Source organism: Capillimicrobium parvum (assembly GCF_021172045.1).
GTDB lineage: Bacteria > Actinomycetota > Thermoleophilia > Solirubrobacterales > Solirubrobacteraceae > Capillimicrobium > Capillimicrobium parvum.
Window position 1 is genome coordinate 4,188,469 of sequence record NZ_CP087164.1, and the last position, 20,455, is coordinate 4,208,923.

The window sequence follows — 20,455 nt, forward strand, 5'->3', positions numbered from 1 at the left end:
TCAGGCGGCGGGCGGCGCCCACTGCGCCTCGGCCAGATCGCCCTCGGGCATGCCCTCCGGCGTGGGGACCTGCGGCGTGTCGCGCAGGTACCACTCGGCGTCGAGCGCGGCCTGACAGCCGGACCCGGCCGCGGTGATCGCCTGGCGGTACGTGTGGTCGACGAGGTCGCCGGCGGCGAACACGCCGGGACGGTTGGTCCGCGTCGAGCGGCCCTGGGTGATCACGTAGCCCTCGTCGTCGACGTCGATCTGGTCCTCGATGATGTCCGACTGCGGCTCGTGGCCGATCGCGATGAAGGTGCCGACGTTCGGCAGCAGCTCCTCCTCGCCCGTCTCGGCGTTGCGCAGCCGCGCGGTCGGCAGCTTGTCGCCTTCGACCGGCTCGAAGCCCTCGACGACGAACGGCGTCTTGAAGACGATGTTGTCGATGCTCCGAGCGCGCTCGAGCATGATCTTCGAGGCGCGGAACTCGTCGCGCCGGTGGACGACGTCGACGCGGTTGGCGAACTTCGACAGGAAGATCGCCTCCTCCATCGCCGAGTCGCCGCCGCCGACGATGACCGTGTCGGCGTCCCTGAAGAACGCCGCATCGCAGGTCGCGCAGTAGCTGACGCCGCGGCCGCCGAGCTCCTCCTCGCCGGGCACGCCCAGCTTCTTGTGCTCGGCGCCCATCGCCAGGACGACGGTGCGCGCGTGATGCAGCTCGTCCTCGTCGACCCACACCTTGTGGACGCCGCCGGGCTCGTCGGCGAGCTCGACCTTCGTCGCGAGGTCCGTGATGAAGCGCGTGCCGAAGCGCTCGGCCTGGTCGCGCATCTCCTGCATCAGCGCCGGGCCCATGATGCCCTCGCGGAACCCCGGGTAGTTCTCGACCTCGGTGGTCTGCTGGAGCAGCCCGCCCCAGGCGAAGCCCTCGATGACGAGCGGCTTGAGGTTCGCGCGCGCGGTGTACAGCGCGGCCGTGTAGCCGGCCGGACCGCTGCCGATGATGATGACGTTCTCGATGGTCTCAGTCACTTCACTTTGTATAGTAGCAATCACCCGGTGGTCGTCTGCGGCAGCGGCTCCGCCCTCCAGCGGTTGACCGTGCGCCGCAGCTGGAAGTAGGCCACGATGCCCGGCAGGGTGGGCAGCCAGAACGCGAACGCGCGGTATGTGAGCACCGCGACGACCGCCAGCGAGCTCGGCACGCCGAACGCGATGCACGCGCCGATCATGCCGCCGTCGACGCCGCCGACGCCGCCGGGCAGCGGCAGCAGGTTGCCGAGCATCCCGACGAAGTACGACATGACGAGCACCGCCAGCGACGGCGAGTCGCCGAACGCGCGGAACGACGCCCACAGCACCGCGATGTTGAAGCCCCAGTAGGCGACCGCGCCGGCCAGGGACGGGTCGCGCCCGCGCACGTGCTTGATCGCGTCGCGCACGCCCTGCGACATCGTCGCCGGCACGGTCGCCAGCTTCTGCGCCAGGCGCGCGAGCCTGCCGCCGTGCCGCGCAAAGCCCTCCAGGCGGCGCTGCAGGTCGGTCGGCGTCAGCGCGAGGAGCAACGAGATCGCGATCGCCACGGCGGCGAAGATCGCGGGCACGACCGTGATCGCGAACGGCGCCGGCCCGCTGAAGAGGCCGACGTACAGGCCCACGCCGAAGATGACCATGCAGGCCATGTAGACCGCGTACTGCAGGACGAGGAACGTGATCGTGCGGTCGGCGACCATCTTGCGCGACATGCCCGACCGCCGCATCGCCCAGGCCTGCAGCGCCAGGCCGCCGGCGCCGGCCGCGGCGAACAGCCGGGTCGCGGCCAGCGCGGCCATCGTCACCTGGTAGGCCTCCGCCGCCGTCAGCTGGCGCGGGGCGCCGGGCGCGAAGATCCCGTGGAACAGCAGGACGTAGCCGCCGAACGACAGGACCGTGAACACCGCGGCCACGCCGAGCCACCACGGACTGCCCTGTTCGATGCGGTGCCACGTGTCGTTGAGGCCCTCGATCTGCGGCAGGACGAAGTACAGGAACGCGACGATCGAGAGGATGAACAGCACGCCCAGGGCCAGCGCCTTGCCCGAGAACTGGACGCGCGGCATCTCCTCGTCGTTGAGGGCCTCCCGCTCCAGCTCGGCGATGGATTCCGCCGACCACGGCCGAAGCGCATGCTTGCGAGCCTCCTCCAGGCGGACGTCGTCAGACATGTCAGCTCCCGGCTGCCCGCATCTCGAGCGCCGCAACCGTACGGCCGATCGTCCGGAATGCCGGCGTGAGCGGCGCCTCCAGGCGGCGGATCCCGAGGACGAGCGCCAGGCCGGCGATGAGATCGACGACGTAGTGCTCGCCGAGGTAGACGAGCGCGAAGCCCAGCGTGAGCGCGTACGTCCACGCCACGGCGCCCTCGACCGGCCCGGCGTCGGCCAGCACGAAGGCGGCCATGACGGAGGTGGCGAAGTGCAGGGACGGCATGGCGGCCAGCGGGTTGCCGGCCAGCAGCCCGTAGAGCGGCTCCCAGCGCTCGCGCCAGAACGCCTCGCCCTGCTCGACCATGAGGCGGCGCAGGGCGGGCTCGGCCTCGATGACCCCCTGGCGCGACGCGTACCACGGCGGCGCGGTCGGCAGGACCCAGTAGACGAGCACGCCGAGGTCGAAGACGGCGTAGACGAGCACGGCGCTGCGCTCGAAGCGCTTGCGCCGGAAGACGAGCAGGTACAGCAGCGCGCTGTGCGGCACGAGGAACCAGATCCAGTGCGCCCAGACGAGCAGCGCGTCGAGCCGGCGCAGCCCGCCCACGCGCGCGAGCGCCCGCTGGAGGCGGACGCCGGGCAGCTGGCCGAGGCCGAGCGTGCGGTCGATGACGACGGGGTAGCGGATGCGCACGCGCCGCTCGAGCGCCTCGGGGTCGTCGTTGGGCATCTCGTACAGCGAGAGGTACGCCCACATCTGCAGCACGCAGACCGCCACGTCGCGCCGGCGCGATCGCGGGACGGCGACGCACAGGGCGAACGGTGCGGCGGCGGCGAGGCCCGCCACCACCGGGGGACGCAGGCGGACCCTGCGCCTGGCGAGCGGGGCAGCCACCCCGACGGCGACGATGCCCCAGGCGACGCCCTTCATAGCAGTCGACAGGCGCACGGCCGGTGCAGCATAAACGGCGGTCCTGACGGCTGCGGGGCGGAACCTTGCGGGTCCGGACGGTTCGGGGGACCCGGCAGCCGGAACGCCGTGTCTCACCGGCTCCCGGGCCGAGCGCGCTCAGCGGGCCGCGCGGGCCGCGGCGGCCTCCTCGACGAGCGCCCCGATGAGCCGGCTGGTCTCATCGGCCTCCGGATGCCACTGGACGCCGAGCGCGAAGCGCAGGCCGGGCCGCTCGAGCGCCTCGGGCAGGTCGTCGAGCGTCGACCACCCGCTGACGACGAGGCCCTCCCCCACCTCGCCGACGCCCTGGTGGTGGTGGCTCTTCGTCGCGTGCAGCCGCTCGCCCGCCGCCCGCGCCGCGAGCGAGCCGGGCTCGAGGCGGACGTCGTGGTCGGCCCCGTCGAAGGTGCCCTTGACGCGCCGGTGGTCCTCGTGGCCGTGGCTGTCGGGGAGGTGCTGGATGAGCGTGCCGCCGGCCGCGACGTTCATCAGCTGCATCCCGCGGCAGATGCCGAGATACGGCATGTCGAGCTCGAAGGCCCGCCGGGTCAGCGCGAGCTCGAACGCGTCGCGTTCAGGAACGGTTCCGATCGTGTTCGGGTCGCGCTCGGCGCCGTAGGCCGCCGGATCGATGTCGGAGCCGCCCGCGAGCATGAGCCCGTCGATGCGGTCGAGCAGCTCGTCGGGATCCTCGACCCACACGGGGTCGGCCGGCAGCAGGACCGCACCGCCCCCCGCCCGCTGGACGGCGTCGACGTACATGCGCGGCAGCAGGTGGGCCTGGAGGTCCCAGACGCTCCAGGTCGCTCGCTCGAGCGCGGCGCAGATACCGATCAGTGGGCGCATGGGCATAGAGTGCCGGACCCGCAGGCGTCGTGCCGTCCTCCGCAGGACTCGCGCGCCCGACGTGACGCCTCGTCAACCTAAGCCTCCACTAACATCCCCGCCGCTTCATGGGCCTCCTTCCTCGCCGATACATCTTCTCGCTGGCCGCCGTAGCCGCCACCGCCGCCAGCCTTCTCGTGACTCCCGCCGCAATGGCGGACTTCTTCTCGCCGGAGAGCGGCGGGTCCCCCAACGCGAACCGCATCGACACGCTCTACTGGATCACCTTCGCGATCGCGATGGTGATCTTCGCCGCGGTCATCGGCACGCTGGGGTACTGCCTGGTCAAGTTCCGAGCGCGCAAGGGCGCGGTCGCCGCGCAGATCCACGGCAACACGCGCCTGGAGATCGCCTGGACCGTCGGCGCCGCGCTCATCCTCGTCGTCCTGGCCGTCGTCACCTTCGCCGCGCTGCCCGGCATCCGCGACCCCGAGAACTCCGATGCCGCGGCCGCCGCCGGCATCGTGCAGCCGGTCGCCGCCCACGGCAACAAGAAGGTGCCGGCCGACGGCAAGGCGCTGAACATCGACGTCAACGGCCAGCAGTACATCTGGCGCTACACGTATCCCGACGGCGACGACAACAACCTGAACAACCCGTTCTCGTACACCGAGATGGTCGTGCCGGTGGGCGTCACCGTCACGCTGGACATCCGCGCGCAGGACGTCGCGCACTCCTGGTGGATCCCCAAGCTCGGCGGCAAGATGGACGCCGTCCCCGGCTACACGAACTACACCTGGTTCAAGGTCATCAAGCCGGGCGTCTACCACGGGCAGTGCGCGGAGCTCTGCGGCCGCAACCACGCGAACATGATCGCGACGGTGCGGGCCGTCTCGCCAGCCGAGTACAAGCAGTACATCGAGCGTCTGAAGAACGACACCAAGTCCGCGGACGCCGCGGCCGCGGTGTCGCGCAAGAAGCTGGACGCCAACCCGCAGGCCAACCCCTGATCTGAGATCCAATGGCGTCCGACACCCTCACCGAAACCCCCACCGCGGCCCTCAAGCCGGTCCCCGAGATCACCGCCCACGGCGTGCAGCGCCAGCGCAGCGGTCTGATGGACTGGCTGACGACCACCGATCACAAGAAGATCGGGATCCTCTACCTCGTCACCACCTTCGTCTTCTTCATCCTGGGTGGCGTCGAGGCGCTGATGATCCGCCTCCAGCTGGGCACGGCGCAGAACACGCTGCTGACGCCGGAGACGTACAACCAGCTGTTCACGATGCACGGCACGACGATGATCTTCCTCTTCGTCGTGCCGATCATGGCCGGCTTCGGCAACTACTTCGTGCCGCTGATGATCGGTGCGCGCGACATGGCGTTCCCGCGCCTGAACGCGCTGAGCTTCTGGCTGCTGCTGTCCGGCGGCCTCGTCTTCTACGCGTCGATCTTCTTCACGCCGCCCGAGGCGGGCTGGACGAGCTACACGCCGCTGTCGCTGGAGGCGTTCAGCCCTTCCGGCGGCCAGGACGCCTGGATCTTCCTCGTCCACCTCACGGGCCTTTCGTCGCTCGTCGGCGCGGTGAACTTCTACGTGACGATCGCGAACATGCGCGCGCCCGGCATGGGCTGGGGACGCCTGCCGCTGTTCGTGTGGACCATCCTCGTCTACGCGATCCTGCTGATCCTGGCGCTGCCGGTCATCGCCGGCGCGGTGACGCTGCTGCTCACCGACCGCCACTTCGGCACCGGGTTCTTCGACCCGACCCAGGGGGGCTCGCCGCTGTTGTGGCAGCACCTGTTCTGGTTCTTCGGCCACCCGGAGGTCTACATCATGGTCCTGCCGGGCTTCGGGATCATCTCCGAGGTCCTGCCGGTCTTCGCCCGCAAGCCGATCTTCGGCTACAAGGCGGTCGCGGCGTCCTCGGTGGTCATCGCGTTCCTCGGCCTGCTCGTGTGGGCGCACCACATGTTCACGACGCCGAGCCCGACGGTGGTGCTCGTCTTCTTCATGATGAGCTCGTTCCTCATCGCGATCCCGACGGGCGTGAAGATCTTCAACTGGGTGGCGACGCTCTGGCGCGGCACGATCGAGTTCAAGACGCCGCTGATCTTCTGCATCGGCTTCCTGTCGCAGTTCCTCATCGGCGGCATCACCGGGATCATGGTCGCGATCTTCCCCGTCGACTGGCAGGTGCACGACACGTACTTCGTCGTCGCGCACTTCCACTACGTGCTGATGGGCGGCGCGGTCTTCGCGATCTTCGCCGGGATCTACTACTGGTTCCCGAAGATCACGGGCCGGATGCTCAACGAGCCGCTCGGCAAGTGGTCGTTCGCGCTCATGTTCATCGGCTTCAACGTCACGTTCCTGATCCAGCACACGATCGGGATGGACGGCATGCCGCGGCGCGTGTACGAGTACCCGGACGTCGGCCACCTCCAGCTCTACAACCAGATCTCGACGGTCGGCGCGTTCATCCTCGGCCTCGGCATCCTGCTGACGATCATCAACGTGCTGCGCTCGGTCAAGAAGGGCCCGGTCGCCGGTCCCGACCCGTGGAAGGGCAACACGCTCGAGTGGTTCACGGAGTCGCCGCCGCCGCTCAACAACTTCGACCTCGTGCCGCGGATCCGCTCGGTGGAGCCGATGAAGGACATCCGCCGCGAGGTCGAGCGCCAGAGCGAGCCGGCGCTCGCCGCCGCCTCCCCCTCCGCCGAATCGACCCTGCGCGGGTAGATGGCCCGTCTCGCGACCCGAGACGAGCCGGTGGTGGTCGCCGAGGCGTCGGCCGTCGCCGCGCGGCGGCCGAGCGTCCTCAGCGACTACGTCGCGCTGACGAAGCCGAAGGTCCAGTCGCTGCTGCTGCTGACCACGGTGGCGGCGATGGAGGTCGCCGGTGAGCCGTCGATCGGGCTCATCCTGGCGACCTGCCTCGGCGGCTACCTGTCGGCCGGCGGCGCCGGCGCGGTCAACCACTGGTACGACCGCGACCTCGACCGCGCGATGGCCCGGACCGCCCACCGCCCGGTCGCGTCGGGACGGGTGTCGCCGCGCGCGGCGCTGACGTTCGGGCTGACGCTCGCCGCGCTGTCGGTCGTCTGGCTGGCGCTCGTCGTCAACCCGCTCGCCGCGGGGCTGTCGTTCTGCGGCTTCCTGGGCTACACGGCCGTCTACACCTTCTGGCTCAAGCGCCGCACGGCGCAGAACATCGTGATCGGCGGGGCGGCGGGTGCCGTGCCTCCGCTCGTCGGCTGGGCCGCGGTCACCGGCGGCCTCGACGGCACCGCGCTGTACCTCTTCGCGATCGTCTTCTTCTGGACGCCGCCGCACTTCTGGGCGCTGGCGCTGCTGATGAAGGAGGAGTACGCGGCGGTGAAGGTCCCGATGCTCCCGGTCGTCCGCGGAGAGCGCGAGACCCGCAAGCAGATCCTCCTGTACTCGGTCCTCCTGTACGCGGTCAGCCAGCTCCCGTTCTGCGCCGGCGGGTTCGGGGCGACGTACCTCGCCGCCTCTCTCATCCTCGGCGCCGCGTTCATCTACCTCGCCGTGCGCCTGCTGCGCCGCGGCGACCGCCGCTCCGCCCTCGTCCTGTACCTCTTCTCCCTCGCCTACCTGGCCCTGCTCTTCGTGGCCATGGTGGCGGACGTCAAGCTCTGAGTCGCCCCAGATAGGATCTTCGTCATGGATCGTCGTCTCGCCCGCAAGAACATCCGTACCGGCCTCATCGCCGGCGCCGTGTGCGCCTTCATGTTCGGCATGACCTTCGTCGCCGCCTGGCTCTACAACGCGTGAGCCAGCTCGATCCCAAGGTCCCGCCCGCCGGTGAGGAGATCCACCTCCCCGGCCCGACCATCAAGCCGCTGCTGCTGACGGTGGGCATCACCGCCGCGCTGATCGGCGTCACGACCTTCTGGATCCTCTGGGTCCTCGGCGGGCTGCTGACGATCGCCGTGATCGTGACGTGGATCATGGACACGCGCCGCGACATGGCCGAGCTGCCGCTCGACCACGAGGCCGGGCACCACTAGCCGGGACCGGAGCCCGCCGCGACGCGCATTCGCCGCGCGCCGGCCCCTCGAGCGGAGCCGAGGTCTCAGGCTGTCCGCAGGAAGCGCGCGCCCTCGGGCACGTCGCAGATCGAGCCGTCCTCGGTCCAGCAGCGCACGATGTCGCGCATGGACAGCAGCCCGCACACTGACCCGCCGTCGATGACGATGAGGTGGCGGAACTGGCCGCGGACCATCGCGGCGGCGGCCTCCTCGAGCGACCAGTTCGGCGCGGCGTAGACGACGTCGGAGGTGAGGTGGCGCCCGACGCGCTCGGCGTCCGGGTCCTCCCCGGCCGCCAGTGAGAGCAGGAGGTCGCGCTCGGTGATGATCGCGGGCCCGGCGCCGTCCGGATCCAGGACGACCGCGGCGCCCACGCGCCGGTTGGTCATCTGCCGGGCCGCATCGCGCAGCGTATGGTCGGGTCCCACCGTGAGGACGACGCTGCTCATGCCGTTGCGCACCTGCATCAGACCTTCGGCCTCCTCGTATCGTTCGTCACAACCTTGGCCAAAGGTAGCAGAGCATGACCCCGGAATGGGTTCCCTTTTCACGAGCGTTCGACGAGCGTCCCTGCGCCAGGTTGCGTCCCGGACAGATGGCACTGTCATCCATCGGTGACGATCTCCCGTAGGAAACGTGATGCAGCGCTCCTCGACCGTGACCCTCCGCACGAGCCTGTACGACGACGCCGTCGCGATCGTCGAGCAGGAGTACGCCGACGACCTGTCGCTCGATGACATCGCCCGCCGGGTGGCGTCGTCGCGGCGCCAGCTCCAACGGGCGTACAGCGAGATCGGCGAGACCACGTTCCGCGAGCACCTCACCGGCGTGCGCATGGATCGCGCCGCGGAGCTCCTCGCCTCTTCGTCGCTGACCGTGCGCGAGGTGGCCCACCGGGTGGGTTACCGCCAGCCCGCGCAGTTCGCCAAGGCCTTCCGCCGCCGCCATGGCGTCGCGCCGTCGGCCTTCCGCAGCCGGCCCGGCGGGGCGCCGGCGCTGCACGCCTCGCTCGCCGCCTGACCGCCGCCGGTCCGCGCGCGGACCGGCGACGCGCCATACCTGCCCCGGGGGCGGCTCTTCATCCCGCGCGCGCGAGGCGGCCGCCGGCCCCTGCCTGCGGCACCTGCGGCACCCCGTTCCGCGCCCCTTCGCAGGCGGCACGGGAAGTCTTACTTGGCGTCCATCGCCGGGGCGCGCTAGGGTCCGCTTTCCGATGAGGGGAGAAGGGGTCTAGATGCGAGGCCGGCCGGTTCTGGTGATGGTCATCGCTGGCGTGGTCGCCAGCGCGATCGGCATCGCGCTCGGGTTGACCATCCATTGGTTTCCGACCGAGGCGTCGACCCAGCTGGGCGACATCAAGACGCTCTACGACGTCATCATCATCGTCTCGGTTCCGGTGTTCGTGCTGGTGATGACCGTGGTCATCGGCGCCGTCGTGCGCTTCCGCATGCGGCCCGGCCAGGAGGACCAGGACGGTCCGCCGATCCACGGCAACACGAAGCTCGAGGTCCTCTGGACCGCGGTGCCCGCCGCCCTCATCCTCGGCCTCTGCGCCTACTCGTACGTCGTCCTGCGCGACGCCGAGCGCGCGCCGGCCGCGACCGCGCCCAAGGAGATCAACATCGCGGTCAAGGGCCAGCAGTTCGCCTGGACCTTCACGTACCCGAAGGACGTCGCCGGCGGCAAGGCGCTGTCGACCACGGAGCTCGTCCTCCCCGAGGGCCGCTCGGTCAAGTTCGACATCAACTCCGAGGACGTCCTCCACGACTTCTGGGTGCCGGAGTTCGGGATGAAGATCGACGCGGTCCCCGGCATCACGACCCACTACCGCATCACGCCGAACCGGCTCGGCACCTATCCGGTCGTCTGCGCCGAGCTCTGCGGCCTGGGCCACAGCGTCATGCGCTCGACCGTGCACGTCGTCACCGAGCCCCAGTTCAAGAAGTGGCTGGGCGGGCAGAACAAGCCCGCCGCCCCGCAGGGCGCCAGCCCCGCCCAGCTGGCGGCCGCGGGCAAGCAGATCTTCACGGGCGCCTCCGGTTGCAGCGGCTGCCACACCCTCTCGGATGCCGGCGCGACCGGCCAGATCGGGCCGAACCTCGATCAGGTCCTCAAGGGCCAGAGCGATGCCATGCTCCACCAGGACATCGTCGATCCGAACGCGGCGATCGCCAAGGGCTACGGTCCGAACATCATGCCCCAGAACTTCGGGCAAACTCTGTCGGAGAGTGACTTGAACGCTCTCGTCGCCTACCTGAAGGAGGCCACGCAGTGAGCTTGCGCGCGCCTGGATTGCCTCGTGCCGGCCTCGGTGCGCTCATCGGCGTCGGCCTCGCCTACGCCATCACGGTCGTCGCGCGGGCGTTGTATGGCTGGGACCCCGTCGTCGACGGCGAGGCCGTGCTCCAGGTCGCGCTGATCGGCGCCCCATTCGGATTCCTGATCGGCCTCGGCGCCTTCGACTATTGGTTCTACTGGGCGGCCGGCCGCAAGACGCGGCCGGAGGACCACTCCAGTCACGGCGCCCACTCCTGGAAGGACTACTTCCGGGTCAACACCGACCACAAGGTCATCGGGATCCAGTACACGGTCCACTCGTTCTTCTTCCTGCTGGTGGGCGGCATGTTCGCGATGCTCGTGCGGGCCGAGCTCGCCGAGCCGGGGATGCAGTTCGTGAACCCGAACGCCTACAACGGGCTGTTCAGCGTCCACGCCTCGATCCTGATCTTCCTGTTCATCATCCCGGTGTTCGCCGGGCTGGCGAACTACGTCCTGCCGCTGATGATCGGCGCGCCGGACATGGCGTTCCCGCGCCTGAACGCACTGTCGTTCTGGATGCTGCCGATGGCCGGCATCATGTTCCTGCTGAGCTTCCTGGCGCCGGGCGGCTCGTTCGCGACGGGCTGGACGGCGTACGCGCCGCTGTCGGTGGATGCGCCGATAGGCCAGGTGTTCTTCACCATCGGCGTGCAGTTCGCGGGTGCCTCGTCGATCGCCACGGCGCTGAACTTCCTCGTGACGATCATCACCATGCGCGCGCCGGGCATGTCGTTCTTCCGGATGCCGCTGCTGGTGTGGGCCAACTTCTCCACGTCGCTGCTGGTCGTCATCGCGACGCCGTTCATCGCCGCGTCGCAGTTCATGGTCCTGCTGGACCGCGCACTCGGCTTCAGCTTCTTCGACGCGGCCAAGGGCGGCGACGTGCTGATGTACCAGCACGTCTTCTGGTTCTACTCGCACCCGGCCGTCTACATCATGATGTTGCCGGGCTTCGGGATCATCAGCGAGATCCTCGCCGTCAAGGCGCGCAAGCCGATCTTCGGCTACCGGATGATGGCCTTCTCGCTGCTCGCGATCGTGGTGCTCGGCTTCACGGTGTGGGCGCACCACATGTTCGTCTCGGGCATGCAGGAGTGGATCCGCGTGCCGATGATGATCACGACCGCGGTCATCGCGGTGCCGACCGGCATCAAGATCTTCTCGTGGCTGGCGACGCTGTGGCGAGGGGTGCTGCACCTCGACACGCCGATGCTGTTCGCCCTCGGCTTCCTGACGATGTTCACGCTGGGCGGGATCTCGGGCGTGTCGCTCGCGCTGATCCCGTTCGACATCCACGTGAGCGACACGTACTACATCGTCGCCCACATCCACTACGTGCTCTTCGGCGGGTCGCTGTTCACGATCTTCGCGGGCGTCTACTACTGGTTCCCGAAGATGACCGGGCGGATGTTCGACGAACGCCTGGGCAAGTGGCACTTCTGGACGACGTTCATCGGCTTCAACCTGACGTTCGGGCCGATGCATCTGATCGGCATCCAGGGCATGCCGCGCCGCGTCGCCGACTACTCCCAGCAGTTCGCGACCTGGAACCTGTTCATCTCGTGCGCCTCGTTCGTCGTCGGGCTGAGCACGCTGCTCTTCGTCTACAACATGGTCGTCTCCTGGCGGGCGGGCGCGCGGGCGCCGGCGAACCCGTGGCGGGCCATGACGCTGGAATGGCAGGTCTCCTCGCCGCCGCCGATCTTCAACTTCGACACGATCCCGACGGTCGTGGGCGGACCCTACGAGTACGGGGTGCCAGGGGCCGTGCACGGCGTCTTCAAGGGCGCCGAAGTGAAAACGACCGCGGCGCCCGCCGGTGCCGCACCAGCGGGGGACTGACCCATGGCGCGCATTCTGGTCGTCGGCAACGAGACGCTCGGCGGGACGAACCTCATCGAGGCCATCCGCAAGCGGTCCGAGCAGGGTGACGCCGACTTCGTGGTCACGGTGCCGCGCACGCGGCCCCAGCACGGCTCGATCATCTACGACGACTTCGTCTACCAGGCGGCGCAGGTGCGCATCGACCTGGCGCGCAAGTTCCTGCGCGACCAGATGGGCCTCGAGGTCGTCGGCGAGGTCGGTGACCCGGACCCGTACACCGCGACGATGGACGCCATCGGCTGGTACCAGCCGGACGAGATCATCATCTCGACGAAGCCGGCGACGACGTCGGGCTGGCTGCGGCGCGACCTCGTCGACCGCATCACGGAGGCTTCGGGCCTGCCCGTCGAGCACGTGGTCACGGACGTCGACCGCGAGGGCTTGGGCGTCGACGTCACGCTGGTGGTGGCCGCGAAGACGGCGAGCAGCGACCAGCTCCTCGAGCACCTGAAGGAACGCGCGGCGAACGTCGACCGTCCGCCGCTGTTCATCGTGCTGATCCCGCAGGAGGGCGGCGAGGGCCACCACTCCAACCGGGCGCGCGGCCAGCTCAACCAGTTCCTGGACCGGGCGCGCGCCGCCGGCCTGCTGGCGGCGGGGATGATCGGTGACCCTGATCCGTACATCGCGACGAAGAACGCCCTGCAGCTGTTCCGCGTCGACGACGTGGTGATCTCGACGCTCGGGCCCGAGCGCTCGGGCTGGCTGCGCGCCGACCTCGTCGAGCGGGTGCGCAAGGCGACGAACGCCCCGGTCGAACACGTGATGGCGTCCGCCGAGCGATCCGAGGCAGGCGTGAGCTAGTGGCCCGTCCCGCAACCATCGAGACGAACCACTGATGGAAGCCTCCGCCCTCCCCCTCCACGACGCTCACGACCACCACGGTCCGCCGCCGGCGAACCGATCCTCGCGCGTGGACCCGCAGACCCTCGGGATGCTGCTTTTCATCATCTCGGAGGTCATGGTCTTCGGGGCGTTCTTCACCGCCTACTTCTTCATCAGGGTGGTGGCCGGCGACCACTGGCCGGCGCAGGGTGACGAGCTTCCGAAGCTCATCGCCGGCGTCAACACCGCCATCCTGCTGTCGTCCTCGCTGACGATGCACTGGACGCTCGAGGCGGCCAAGCGCGGCAACCGCTTCGCGATGAAGGCCGGGATCCTGACGACGTTCCTCCTCGGCCTGACGTTCCTGCTGATCCAGGTCAACGAGTACGTCCACATCGGCTTCGCCCCGAGCGACTCGGCCCAGGCGAGCATCTTCTACGGCCTCACCGGCCTGCACGGGTGCCACGTCTTCATCGGCCTGATGCTGCTGGGCTTCATGCTCATCCGGATCTTCCGCGGCCACTTCACGCCGCACGAGCACCGCGGCATCGAGGTGCCGGGCATCTACTGGCACTTCGTGGACGCGATGTGGGTGATCGTCTACACGACGGTCTACATCATCTGAGAGCCATGCTGAACCCGCTGCGTTCGGAGGGCGAGGCCTTCCGGTTCCTCATCTGGGTCGCCGCGATCTTCGGCGCGATCGCGGTCATCGTGGTCGTGCTGCGGGCGATCCTCTAGCGCGTCCGGCCCGCCGCCGCGCGTCCGGCCCGCCGCCGCGCGTCCGACCCACAGCCGCCCGTCCGGCCGTCCGGCCCGCAGCCGCGCGTCCGGCCGTCCGGCCCGCAGCCGCGCGTCCGGCCGTCCGGCCCGCAGCCGCGCGTCCGGCCGTCCGGCCCGCCGCCGCGCGTCCGAGCCGCAGCCGCCCCTCCAGCCCCCAGCCGCGCGTCCGGCCTTTGGTCCTGTCGCGTCGACGGCGTCAGGCGCCGGAACCGCGCCACGCCGGCGGGCGCGGCCGCCGGCTCACTTGACGGTGAGCGTGCCCTGCATGCCCGCGGCGCGGTGGCCCTGCACGGTGCAGAAGTACTGGTAGGTGCCGGGCGGGATGTTGTCGACCGTGAACTGGGAGGTCCCGCCCTTGCCGACGATCTCGCCCTTGGCGTTCACGCCGCCGTTGTCGATCGCGATGTCGTGCTCGACGGTGGACTCGTTGCCCATCTTGACCGTGAGGCGCCCGGGCGGCGCGCTGGCCTTGTTCGTGACGTAGGCGAGCTGGCCGCTGGGATCGGCGTTGATCTGCAGGACGCCGTTCTTCGCGACCGCCGGCTTGCCCTGCCCCGGGGCCTTGACCGCGGTGGCCAGCAGGCCGGTGTCCTGGCCCTTCCTGTCGACCGACTCGGCGACGTAGGCCGCGACGTCGGTCACGTGGTCGCCGGTGACGAGGTCGGCCGGCATCTTGCCGCCGCGCAGCGGGATCTTGATCTGCTCGGCGACGACGCCGCGGACGACGCTGCGCTCGAAGCCGTCGGAGAGCGACTGACGGAACGCCGCGTCGAGGTTCGGGCCGACCGTGCCCTTCGTGCCGGCCCGGCTCAAGGTGTGGCAGGAGCCGCACCGCTCGACGAACATCTGCTTGCCCGCGACGAGGTTGTCGTCCGAGCTGGACGGGGCCTGGCTGCCGCACGCACCGAGCAGCACGGCCGTCGCGGCCGCACCGGCCACGATCGCCAACACCCTCCCCCTCGGCAGGACCCTCTCCATCGCCCGCGGGATCCTAACCAAGCCGGCGGCGATTTGGCGAGCCGGAAACGAGATCTCGTTGCTCAGGACGGCAACGGCAGCTCGTCCAGCCGGCCCAGACCCGCCGCGACGACCCCCGCGGCCACGCCGTCCCACGAGAAGCGCTCGCGGGCGGTGGCCACGAGCGCCGCGCGCGTGCGGTCCCGTCCATCCCCGCAGACCCGCAGCCACCCGGTGATCCGGTCGGCCAGATCGTCGACGGCCCGCGGCCCGACGCCGAACGACAGCAGCGGCGCGAACTCGTCGCCGACCGCCGCCGCCAGCGTCCGCGTGACCTCGGCCAGCCCGGAATGGGCCGCCGAGATCGGCAGCGCCCCGCACGCCGCGGCCTCCGCGGCCACCATGCCGAACGCCTCCGGAAACGTGCTCGGCACGACCTGCGCCTCGCAGGCCGGCAGCACGTGCGCGAGCTCGGCGTGCTCGAGGCGCCCGCACCAGACCACGCGGTCGTCGAGCCGCGCGGCCGCCCGCCGGTAGGCCTCGCCCGCCGCCGCCTCCGAGTCGAGGAACGTCAGGAGATGGTGCAAAGGCGCCCGCGGGCCCCCCTCGAGCGCCCGGCCCGCCCGCGCGATGTCCCGGGCTCCTTCGAGGTCGCCGGCCGCGAGCGCGCGCTGCAGGGCCATCAGGCCGTCCCGGTACGCGCCGAACCCGACCACGACGAGCCGCGCGTCCGGGGCCGCGTCGAGCACGAGCGGCCAGGCGGCGAGCAGCAGGTCCACGCCCTTGGAGACGATCAGCTTGCCGGTGTAGGCGACGAGCCGGTCGCGCCCGAGGTCGAGGCGCTGGAGCGCGCGGCCCGCAGCGGCGTGGTCCATGGCGAACGCGTCGGCGCCGCCGGCCTCCTGAGCGGCCTCGCCCGCCTCGTCGAGGTGACCGCCGGCGCCGGCCGCGAGCGCCTCGGCCAGCGCCTGCAGCTCGCGTGCCGCGGCCTGCGGCGCGCGCGGCGCGAACTGCTCGATGTCGACCCCGGGAGGGCCCAGGCGGGTCCGTTCCTGCAATTCCGCGCCCAGCGCGTCCCACAGCGACTGCCCGGTGTGCAGCGAGCCGACGAGGATCGTGCGCGCGGCGGAGAGCCCCTCGCGCGCCCACGGCATGAAACGCTCTGGGTGCGGCTTGACGACGTACTCGAGGGCGCTGCCGTGGATCTTCACCGCCGTCCGCAGGCCCGCCCGCGCGAGGATCGCCGGCCCCATGACGAGGTGATTGGCCAGCGAGACGTCGGGCCGCGCACGCTCGGCGACCGCGCGCACCGCCTCGACGTTTCGCGCGACGTACTCGGCGATCTCGGCATCCGAGCAGGCCGGAAAAGGGCGGGCATCGAACCCCTCGTACCGGTCGGCGACGTACACCGGCAGCAGCGTTCCGATGTCCGGCCGGTAGATCGTCGCCCGCACGGGCTCGCGCAGGACCTCGACCTCCCACCCGCTCCCGGCCCAGGTGCCGATGGCATCGACCCACGGCAGATCGCGCGGGTCGCGATCCTGGCACAGGACATGGACCTCGTGCCCGAGGTGGCGCAGGGCCTCCGCGAGCTTGGAGGTGTAGACGTTGGAGCCGGTGCCTCGCAGGAGGTAGCCGTGGAAGATCAGGACGCGCACTCCGGTATCGTGCCCGTTCGTCATGAGTTTTCCGCGCTACCGCATGCGCACCCCGTCGACGGGCCGCGAGATCATCATCGAAGGCGATCCCGACGAGGTCTACGTCGACCGCGACACGGGCGAGGAGCTCGACGTCGTCGGAATGGTGCTGCCGCTGCCCCCGAGCAAGTCGAAGCTGCCCTGGGCGGTCGAGAACCTGCGTTTCTGCAACTGGTGCGACCAGCTCGCCCAGCGGGACCTGAACGACTGCCCGACCTGCGGGCGGCGCATGGCGCCGCTGGGCGCCGCCTGACCCATCCCTTCGCCATGAGCGCTCGTCCCCTCGCCGCTGCCGTCATCGCGCTGGCCCTTGGGGCCGGCGTCGCGGCGTGCGGCGGAACGCAGGTCAGCGAGGACAAGCCGGCCACGACCCCGCCGATCACGGTCTCCGAGGCGGAGCTCGCCGGCCTGAACGGCACCGAGACGGCCGCCTCAGCCGGCACGACCACGGGCACGGGCACGACCTCGACCACGGGCACCACGTCGACGCAGTCGAGCTCCACCGGTTCCACGGGCGCGACCGGCTCGACGTCGAGCGGCACGTCCTCGGGCACCAGCGGCTCGAGCGGCACCGCGAGCAGCGGCACGTCGGGCGGCACCACCGGCTCGAGCGGCACCACCGGCGGAGGGACCACCGGCGGAGGGACCACCGGCGGAGGGACCACCGGCGGCGGCACGACCGGCGGAGGGACCACCGGCGGCGGCACGACCGGCGGCGGCACGAGTGCCGGCGGCACCACGGGCGGCGGGACGACCGGCGGCGGCGCCGGCACCGGCGGAGGCGGAACCGGCGGCGCCGGCTTCCAGGACTTCTGCGCGCAGAACCCGGGCGCCTGCTAGCGCCCCTCGGCCCCGCCGGCCTCCAGAACTTCTGCGCGCAGAACCCGGGCGCCTGCTGGTGCCCCTGAGCGGCGCCGGCTTCCAGAACTTCTGCGCGCTCCAGGACTTCTGCACGCAGAACCCGGGCGCCTGCTAGCGCCCCTCGGCCCCTCGGCCCTACTGGTCCTCAGCCGGCGTCGTCGGGTTCGTTACGAGTGTCGCGGAGTACGTCAGCCGCGCCGTCGTGTACTTGCACAGGTACTGCTTGAGGTCCCCGATGGTGGTCTGGGCGGTCTGTGTCTGCGTCGTCGCCTGGGCCTTGCAGGCGGAGTCGCGGCTCGCGCGCCAGGCCGTGTCGGCGGGCAGGCCCACCGCCAGCGCCGGGGCCCACGTGGGCACCGTCAGCGCGATCACCTCGTCCTTCTTGACCGCCAGCGTCGTCTCGAGCGGGAACTGGACCGTCTTGCCGAAGAACGGCGTCAGCTTCATCACCGGGCTCTGGGCGACCAGGCGCGCCCGCGCCTTCGTCCCGGTCGTGAGCACCGCCAGGCCCGCCTGGGCCTCGCCGCCGTAGTTGTCGTTGAAGAACTTGACCTGCTTCTTGCCGGGGAGGCCGAGCTGAACGCTCCAGGCGACGATCCGGCCATCGGCCGGCACGCGGAACACGCCGTTCGTCCCGCCGACGCTCTGCTGGTAGCCGGTCGTGCGGGTCACCGCGATGCAGTTCGTCGGGCACGACGGCGTGCCCGTGGCCGCAGCGCCTGTGGGCCCGACCTCCTTGATCTCGGCATTCGCGGCCGGGGCAAGCGCCAGCGCGCCGAGGACGGCCGTCAGGGCGGGGATCGTGAAATTTGGACGCAGCATCGGGGAGATTCAACACGACCACGGCCGCGAGGTTGCGCTGCATCGACTCCCGGGCCGCATGGCAGCGGTCGAGACGGTCGCCTTGGAACGCCGGTTCAAGGGTGCCCTGAAGGCGGTTGACGGCATGGACCTCGACCGCGAGCGAGCAGCGCCCGCCCAGCGCGACGGAACCGCCCCGCCCACGCGCACGCTTTCCCGAACCGTGGGCCCCTGGGTCCTCGCCGGTCATCGTCGCCCCCTGCACGATTCGTTGCAGCCGCCCACCCGCCCGCGAGAAACCCGCGACAGGAGTCCTACGTATCGCCCTAGGCGTGCGCCACGACCTCGCACACGCTGACGTTGTCCACCGTGACCGCCTCGGGGACGTTCGTGCGGACCTGTTGGGCCATCGCGTTTGCCGCCTCCTCGGACTCGAGGACGACAACCGAGTGGCCCTTGCCCGGCCCGACCTGCATCCAAGAGCCGGAGACGAACCCCGGCGCTCCCGAGACCGCCGGGACGGTGCGGTCCAGTAGTTCGCGCCTGGCGTCGGAGAAATCGCTGATAGAGACGTCGACGATGACGGCATGCATCGTTCCGGCTCCTCGTTTCGTTGGTGGCCGAGGTGATCGTCTCCGACAAGCCTCGTCCGATGCAAGGGGGACCGCGTCGTTCATCCGTGCGCGGCCGGGCGCGGGCCGCTGTGCCTGCGGCACGGCGGCGGCACCGTCGCGGTAGCGGCGCAGCGCGTCGACCGGCGGTAGCTCGCTCGTGGCGATATCGCCATCGTGCGCGACACCGGCCGCTGAACGCTCGCCGCCCCGATCTCGCGGGACGGCGAGCGCATTTCGCGCGAGCGCCAACTGCCACCAGGTGCCCGTGGGGCAAAGTGCGCGCTCGAACCCCGCGCGGGGTGCGCTCATCTGTAGCGGCGGGATCCGCCGTGCCCATCGCCCGGGGAACCGAATACCCGTCATCCAGCAACAGAAGCGGGCGCCGTCAGTCCAATGACCCAACGCAACGCGCCCGTCGAGCGTCACGAAGAACGCTCAGTGCCCTTTGCGTTGTTCTATAGAGATTGATAGGCACCTGAATAGATGAGCGCGCCCGACCTGCTGAGCATCTCGAGCGTCTCGTCTGCGCTGTGATGGACCAGGAGCGGACGTGCGATGTTCACTATTAAAGGAAATCTTCCGCGCTTCTCGCCGGATCTCGAACCGCTGACGGTTTCATTTCTAGCGCGAGTCACCCGACAGTTGCGCCGTCGATACTCCGTGGTGTCGTTTCGCGATCTCAGCAGAGGAGCGCCTTGACATCGGCTTTTCGCAGTGGGACGCTCGCTCCTGGACGAAGGGCCACAAGTGCTTCCTGTATTGCAGCGTCGTGACGCCTGCAGGGGGTTGAGGCCATCGCGCGTCGGTTCTGACGCCAACGCTCGTGCGCCCCCCGTGCGCATCACCACTGAGCATGAGGCGGAGTGAAGACACTCCGGCTCCACCCCGGCACCGATTGAGCGAGCGCCGGGAATGAGCCGCAATCCTGAAAGTTAACGCGTCACCATTGTGCCGTTACTCCAACGGGGGATGTGACGCGCGAGCTGAAAAAGCCTATCCAGGAAAGCACCGACTCCGGGCTCGGGGATTCACTGTGCGCTTCGCGCGTGCGCCTTCGAGCCAGAGAGGAGACAATCGGCAATGAGCAGACATCGACGGCTTTTGGCTCTTGGGACGGTCCTTGTGGCGGCAATCGCGTTCCCCGCGGCGGCTTCGGCGGCTGTCGCGCCGGGAACATATTTCCCAACGGCCGATAGCTTCAACTCCGCAAACGCTCCGGGCAGCTCGCACCTGACATCGGGCACGCCGTCGTGCACGGTCACGACAACGCTCGACGTCAACTGCTCGGCGTATGTGCTCGGGGGCGTCGGCCACACGAATGCGACCGTGAGCCTCGCGGCCAACTACACGGCGATCGTTGACTGCTTCAACCCCGGAACGAACCGGAACAACCCGATCGAGTCGCACACCACGTCGTTCGCGGCCACCAGTACGGCCACCGTGCCCTCGACCAGGAACGGACAGCTGTCTGTCCCGGCGCAGTCGGTGAGCGCTGGGCAAGTGGGGCAGGTGTGCCCGAATCCCAACTGGACGCCGGTCATCCGTCAGGGATCTCTCACGCTGGTGAGCTTCACGTACACGCTCACGTTCGCAGGGTTCACGTCACCGTACATCACGATCACCGCCAGCTAGCGGCGAGTGATGCGGTCGTGAATCGCGAGAGGTAGGCACGAGCGGAAGGGCCGGGCCATCGGGCACCGGCCCTTCCGT

Annotated in this window: 21 protein-coding genes; 12 read left to right on the forward strand and 9 right to left on the reverse strand. The window is 70.0% G+C overall.

Features of this window, described 5'->3' with window-relative positions:
- From trxB to DSM104329_RS20415, 4 genes are all read right to left on the reverse strand, one after another.
- Entirely contained in the window at window positions 1-1,017 is a 1,017-nt protein-coding gene (trxB, locus tag DSM104329_RS20400) for a thioredoxin-disulfide reductase (RefSeq protein ID WP_259311690.1), read from the reverse strand.
- 20 nt (window positions 1,018-1,037) lie between these two features.
- On the reverse strand, window positions 1,038-2,189 hold the full coding sequence (locus DSM104329_RS20405; RefSeq protein ID WP_259311691.1) for a lysylphosphatidylglycerol synthase transmembrane domain-containing protein: 1,152 nt from the start codon (window positions 2,187-2,189) through the stop codon (window positions 1,038-1,040).
- A gap of 1 nt (window position 2,190) precedes the next feature.
- Window positions 2,191-3,120: a phosphatase PAP2 family protein gene (locus tag DSM104329_RS20410; RefSeq protein WP_259311692.1), complete on the reverse strand. Its 930-nt coding sequence runs from the start codon at window positions 3,118-3,120 to the stop codon at window positions 2,191-2,193.
- 120 nt (window positions 3,121-3,240) lie between these two features.
- On the reverse strand, window positions 3,241-3,969 hold the full coding sequence (locus tag DSM104329_RS20415; RefSeq protein ID WP_259311693.1) for a gamma-glutamyl-gamma-aminobutyrate hydrolase family protein: 729 nt from the start codon (window positions 3,967-3,969) through the stop codon (window positions 3,241-3,243).
- Window positions 3,970-4,076: 107 nt separating this feature from the next.
- Here DSM104329_RS20415 and coxB (DSM104329_RS20420) point away from each other — a divergent pair, with 107 nt between their 5' ends.
- From coxB (DSM104329_RS20420) to DSM104329_RS20435, 4 genes are all read left to right on the forward strand, one after another.
- Window positions 4,077-4,958 (forward strand): cytochrome c oxidase subunit II, encoded by an 882-nt coding sequence (gene coxB / locus DSM104329_RS20420; protein WP_259311694.1) that lies wholly within the window; start codon window positions 4,077-4,079, stop codon window positions 4,956-4,958.
- Between the two features lie 11 nt (window positions 4,959-4,969).
- Window positions 4,970-6,691, forward strand: a complete 1,722-nt coding sequence (gene ctaD, locus DSM104329_RS20425; RefSeq protein ID WP_259311695.1) for a cytochrome c oxidase subunit I — start codon at window positions 4,970-4,972, stop codon at window positions 6,689-6,691.
- Entirely contained in the window at window positions 6,692-7,612 is a 921-nt protein-coding gene (locus DSM104329_RS20430) for a heme o synthase (RefSeq protein WP_259311696.1), read from the forward strand.
- A 131-nt stretch (window positions 7,613-7,743) separates the two neighbouring features.
- Complete coding sequence (locus DSM104329_RS20435) at window positions 7,744-7,983, forward strand: hypothetical protein (RefSeq protein WP_259311697.1); 240 nt, start codon at window positions 7,744-7,746, stop codon at window positions 7,981-7,983.
- Window positions 7,984-8,048: 65 nt separating this feature from the next.
- On the opposite strand, the gene DSM104329_RS20440 is transcribed toward DSM104329_RS20435, so the two are convergent.
- Window positions 8,049-8,471 (reverse strand): CBS domain-containing protein, encoded by a 423-nt coding sequence (locus tag DSM104329_RS20440; RefSeq protein WP_259311698.1) that lies wholly within the window; start codon window positions 8,469-8,471, stop codon window positions 8,049-8,051.
- A gap of 172 nt (window positions 8,472-8,643) precedes the next feature.
- On the opposite strand from DSM104329_RS20440, the gene DSM104329_RS20445 reads away from it, so the two are divergent.
- The 5 genes from DSM104329_RS20445 to DSM104329_RS20465 all read left to right on the forward strand — a co-directional run bounded on the left by DSM104329_RS20445 (window position 8,644) and on the right by DSM104329_RS20465 (window position 13,657).
- Entirely contained in the window at window positions 8,644-9,024 is a 381-nt protein-coding gene (locus DSM104329_RS20445; protein ID WP_259311699.1) for a helix-turn-helix transcriptional regulator, read from the forward strand.
- Window positions 9,025-9,238: 214 nt separating this feature from the next.
- Window positions 9,239-10,279 carry a cytochrome c oxidase subunit II gene (gene coxB / locus DSM104329_RS20450; protein ID WP_259311700.1) on the forward strand — a complete coding sequence of 347 codons (1,041 nt, stop codon included), beginning with the start codon at window positions 9,239-9,241 and terminating at the stop codon, window positions 10,277-10,279.
- Window positions 10,276-12,165, forward strand: coding sequence for a cytochrome c oxidase subunit I (gene ctaD / locus DSM104329_RS20455; protein WP_259311701.1), 1,890 nt, complete (start codon window positions 10,276-10,278; stop codon window positions 12,163-12,165). Before coxB (DSM104329_RS20450) ends, ctaD (DSM104329_RS20455) begins: the two co-directional genes overlap by 4 nt.
- 3 nt (window positions 12,166-12,168) lie before the next feature.
- Entirely contained in the window at window positions 12,169-13,011 is an 843-nt protein-coding gene (locus tag DSM104329_RS20460; RefSeq protein WP_259311702.1) for a hypothetical protein, read from the forward strand.
- A gap of 109 nt (window positions 13,012-13,120) precedes the next feature.
- Complete coding sequence (locus tag DSM104329_RS20465; RefSeq protein ID WP_259311703.1) at window positions 13,121-13,657, forward strand: cytochrome c oxidase subunit 3; 537 nt, start codon at window positions 13,121-13,123, stop codon at window positions 13,655-13,657.
- A gap of 398 nt (window positions 13,658-14,055) precedes the next feature.
- Here DSM104329_RS20465 and DSM104329_RS20470 read toward each other — a convergent pair whose 3' ends face one another.
- Window positions 14,056-14,793, reverse strand: coding sequence for a plastocyanin/azurin family copper-binding protein (locus tag DSM104329_RS20470; protein ID WP_259311704.1), 738 nt, complete (start codon window positions 14,791-14,793; stop codon window positions 14,056-14,058).
- Window positions 14,794-14,855: 62 nt separating this feature from the next.
- On the reverse strand, window positions 14,856-16,430 hold the full coding sequence (locus tag DSM104329_RS20475) for a glycosyltransferase (protein WP_259311705.1): 1,575 nt from the start codon (window positions 16,428-16,430) through the stop codon (window positions 14,856-14,858).
- Window positions 16,431-16,452: 22 nt separating this feature from the next.
- Between DSM104329_RS20475 and DSM104329_RS20480 the strand changes: the two genes are divergently transcribed.
- Both DSM104329_RS20480 and DSM104329_RS20485 read left to right on the forward strand, forming a co-directional pair.
- On the forward strand, window positions 16,453-16,722 hold the full coding sequence (locus DSM104329_RS20480; RefSeq protein ID WP_259311706.1) for a hypothetical protein: 270 nt from the start codon (window positions 16,453-16,455) through the stop codon (window positions 16,720-16,722).
- 14 nt (window positions 16,723-16,736) lie between these two features.
- The gene (locus DSM104329_RS20485) at window positions 16,737-17,309 is read left to right on the forward strand and encodes a hypothetical protein (RefSeq protein ID WP_259311707.1); all 573 of its coding nucleotides are present in this window, start codon (window positions 16,737-16,739) and stop codon (window positions 17,307-17,309) included.
- A 156-nt stretch (window positions 17,310-17,465) separates the two neighbouring features.
- On the opposite strand, the gene DSM104329_RS20490 is transcribed toward DSM104329_RS20485, so the two are convergent.
- Together DSM104329_RS20490 and DSM104329_RS20495 are read right to left on the reverse strand one after the other, a co-directional pair.
- Window positions 17,466-18,152, reverse strand: a complete 687-nt coding sequence (locus tag DSM104329_RS20490; protein ID WP_259311708.1) for a hypothetical protein — start codon at window positions 18,150-18,152, stop codon at window positions 17,466-17,468.
- Window positions 18,153-18,457: 305 nt separating this feature from the next.
- Window positions 18,458-18,724, reverse strand: coding sequence for a hypothetical protein (locus DSM104329_RS20495; protein WP_259311709.1), 267 nt, complete (start codon window positions 18,722-18,724; stop codon window positions 18,458-18,460).
- 1,101 nt (window positions 18,725-19,825) lie between these two features.
- Here DSM104329_RS20495 and DSM104329_RS20500 point away from each other — a divergent pair.
- A complete protein-coding gene (locus tag DSM104329_RS20500; protein WP_259311710.1) occupies window positions 19,826-20,377 on the forward strand; it encodes a hypothetical protein in 552 nt (183 codons plus the stop codon).
- Window positions 20,378-20,455 lie beyond the last annotated feature (78 nt).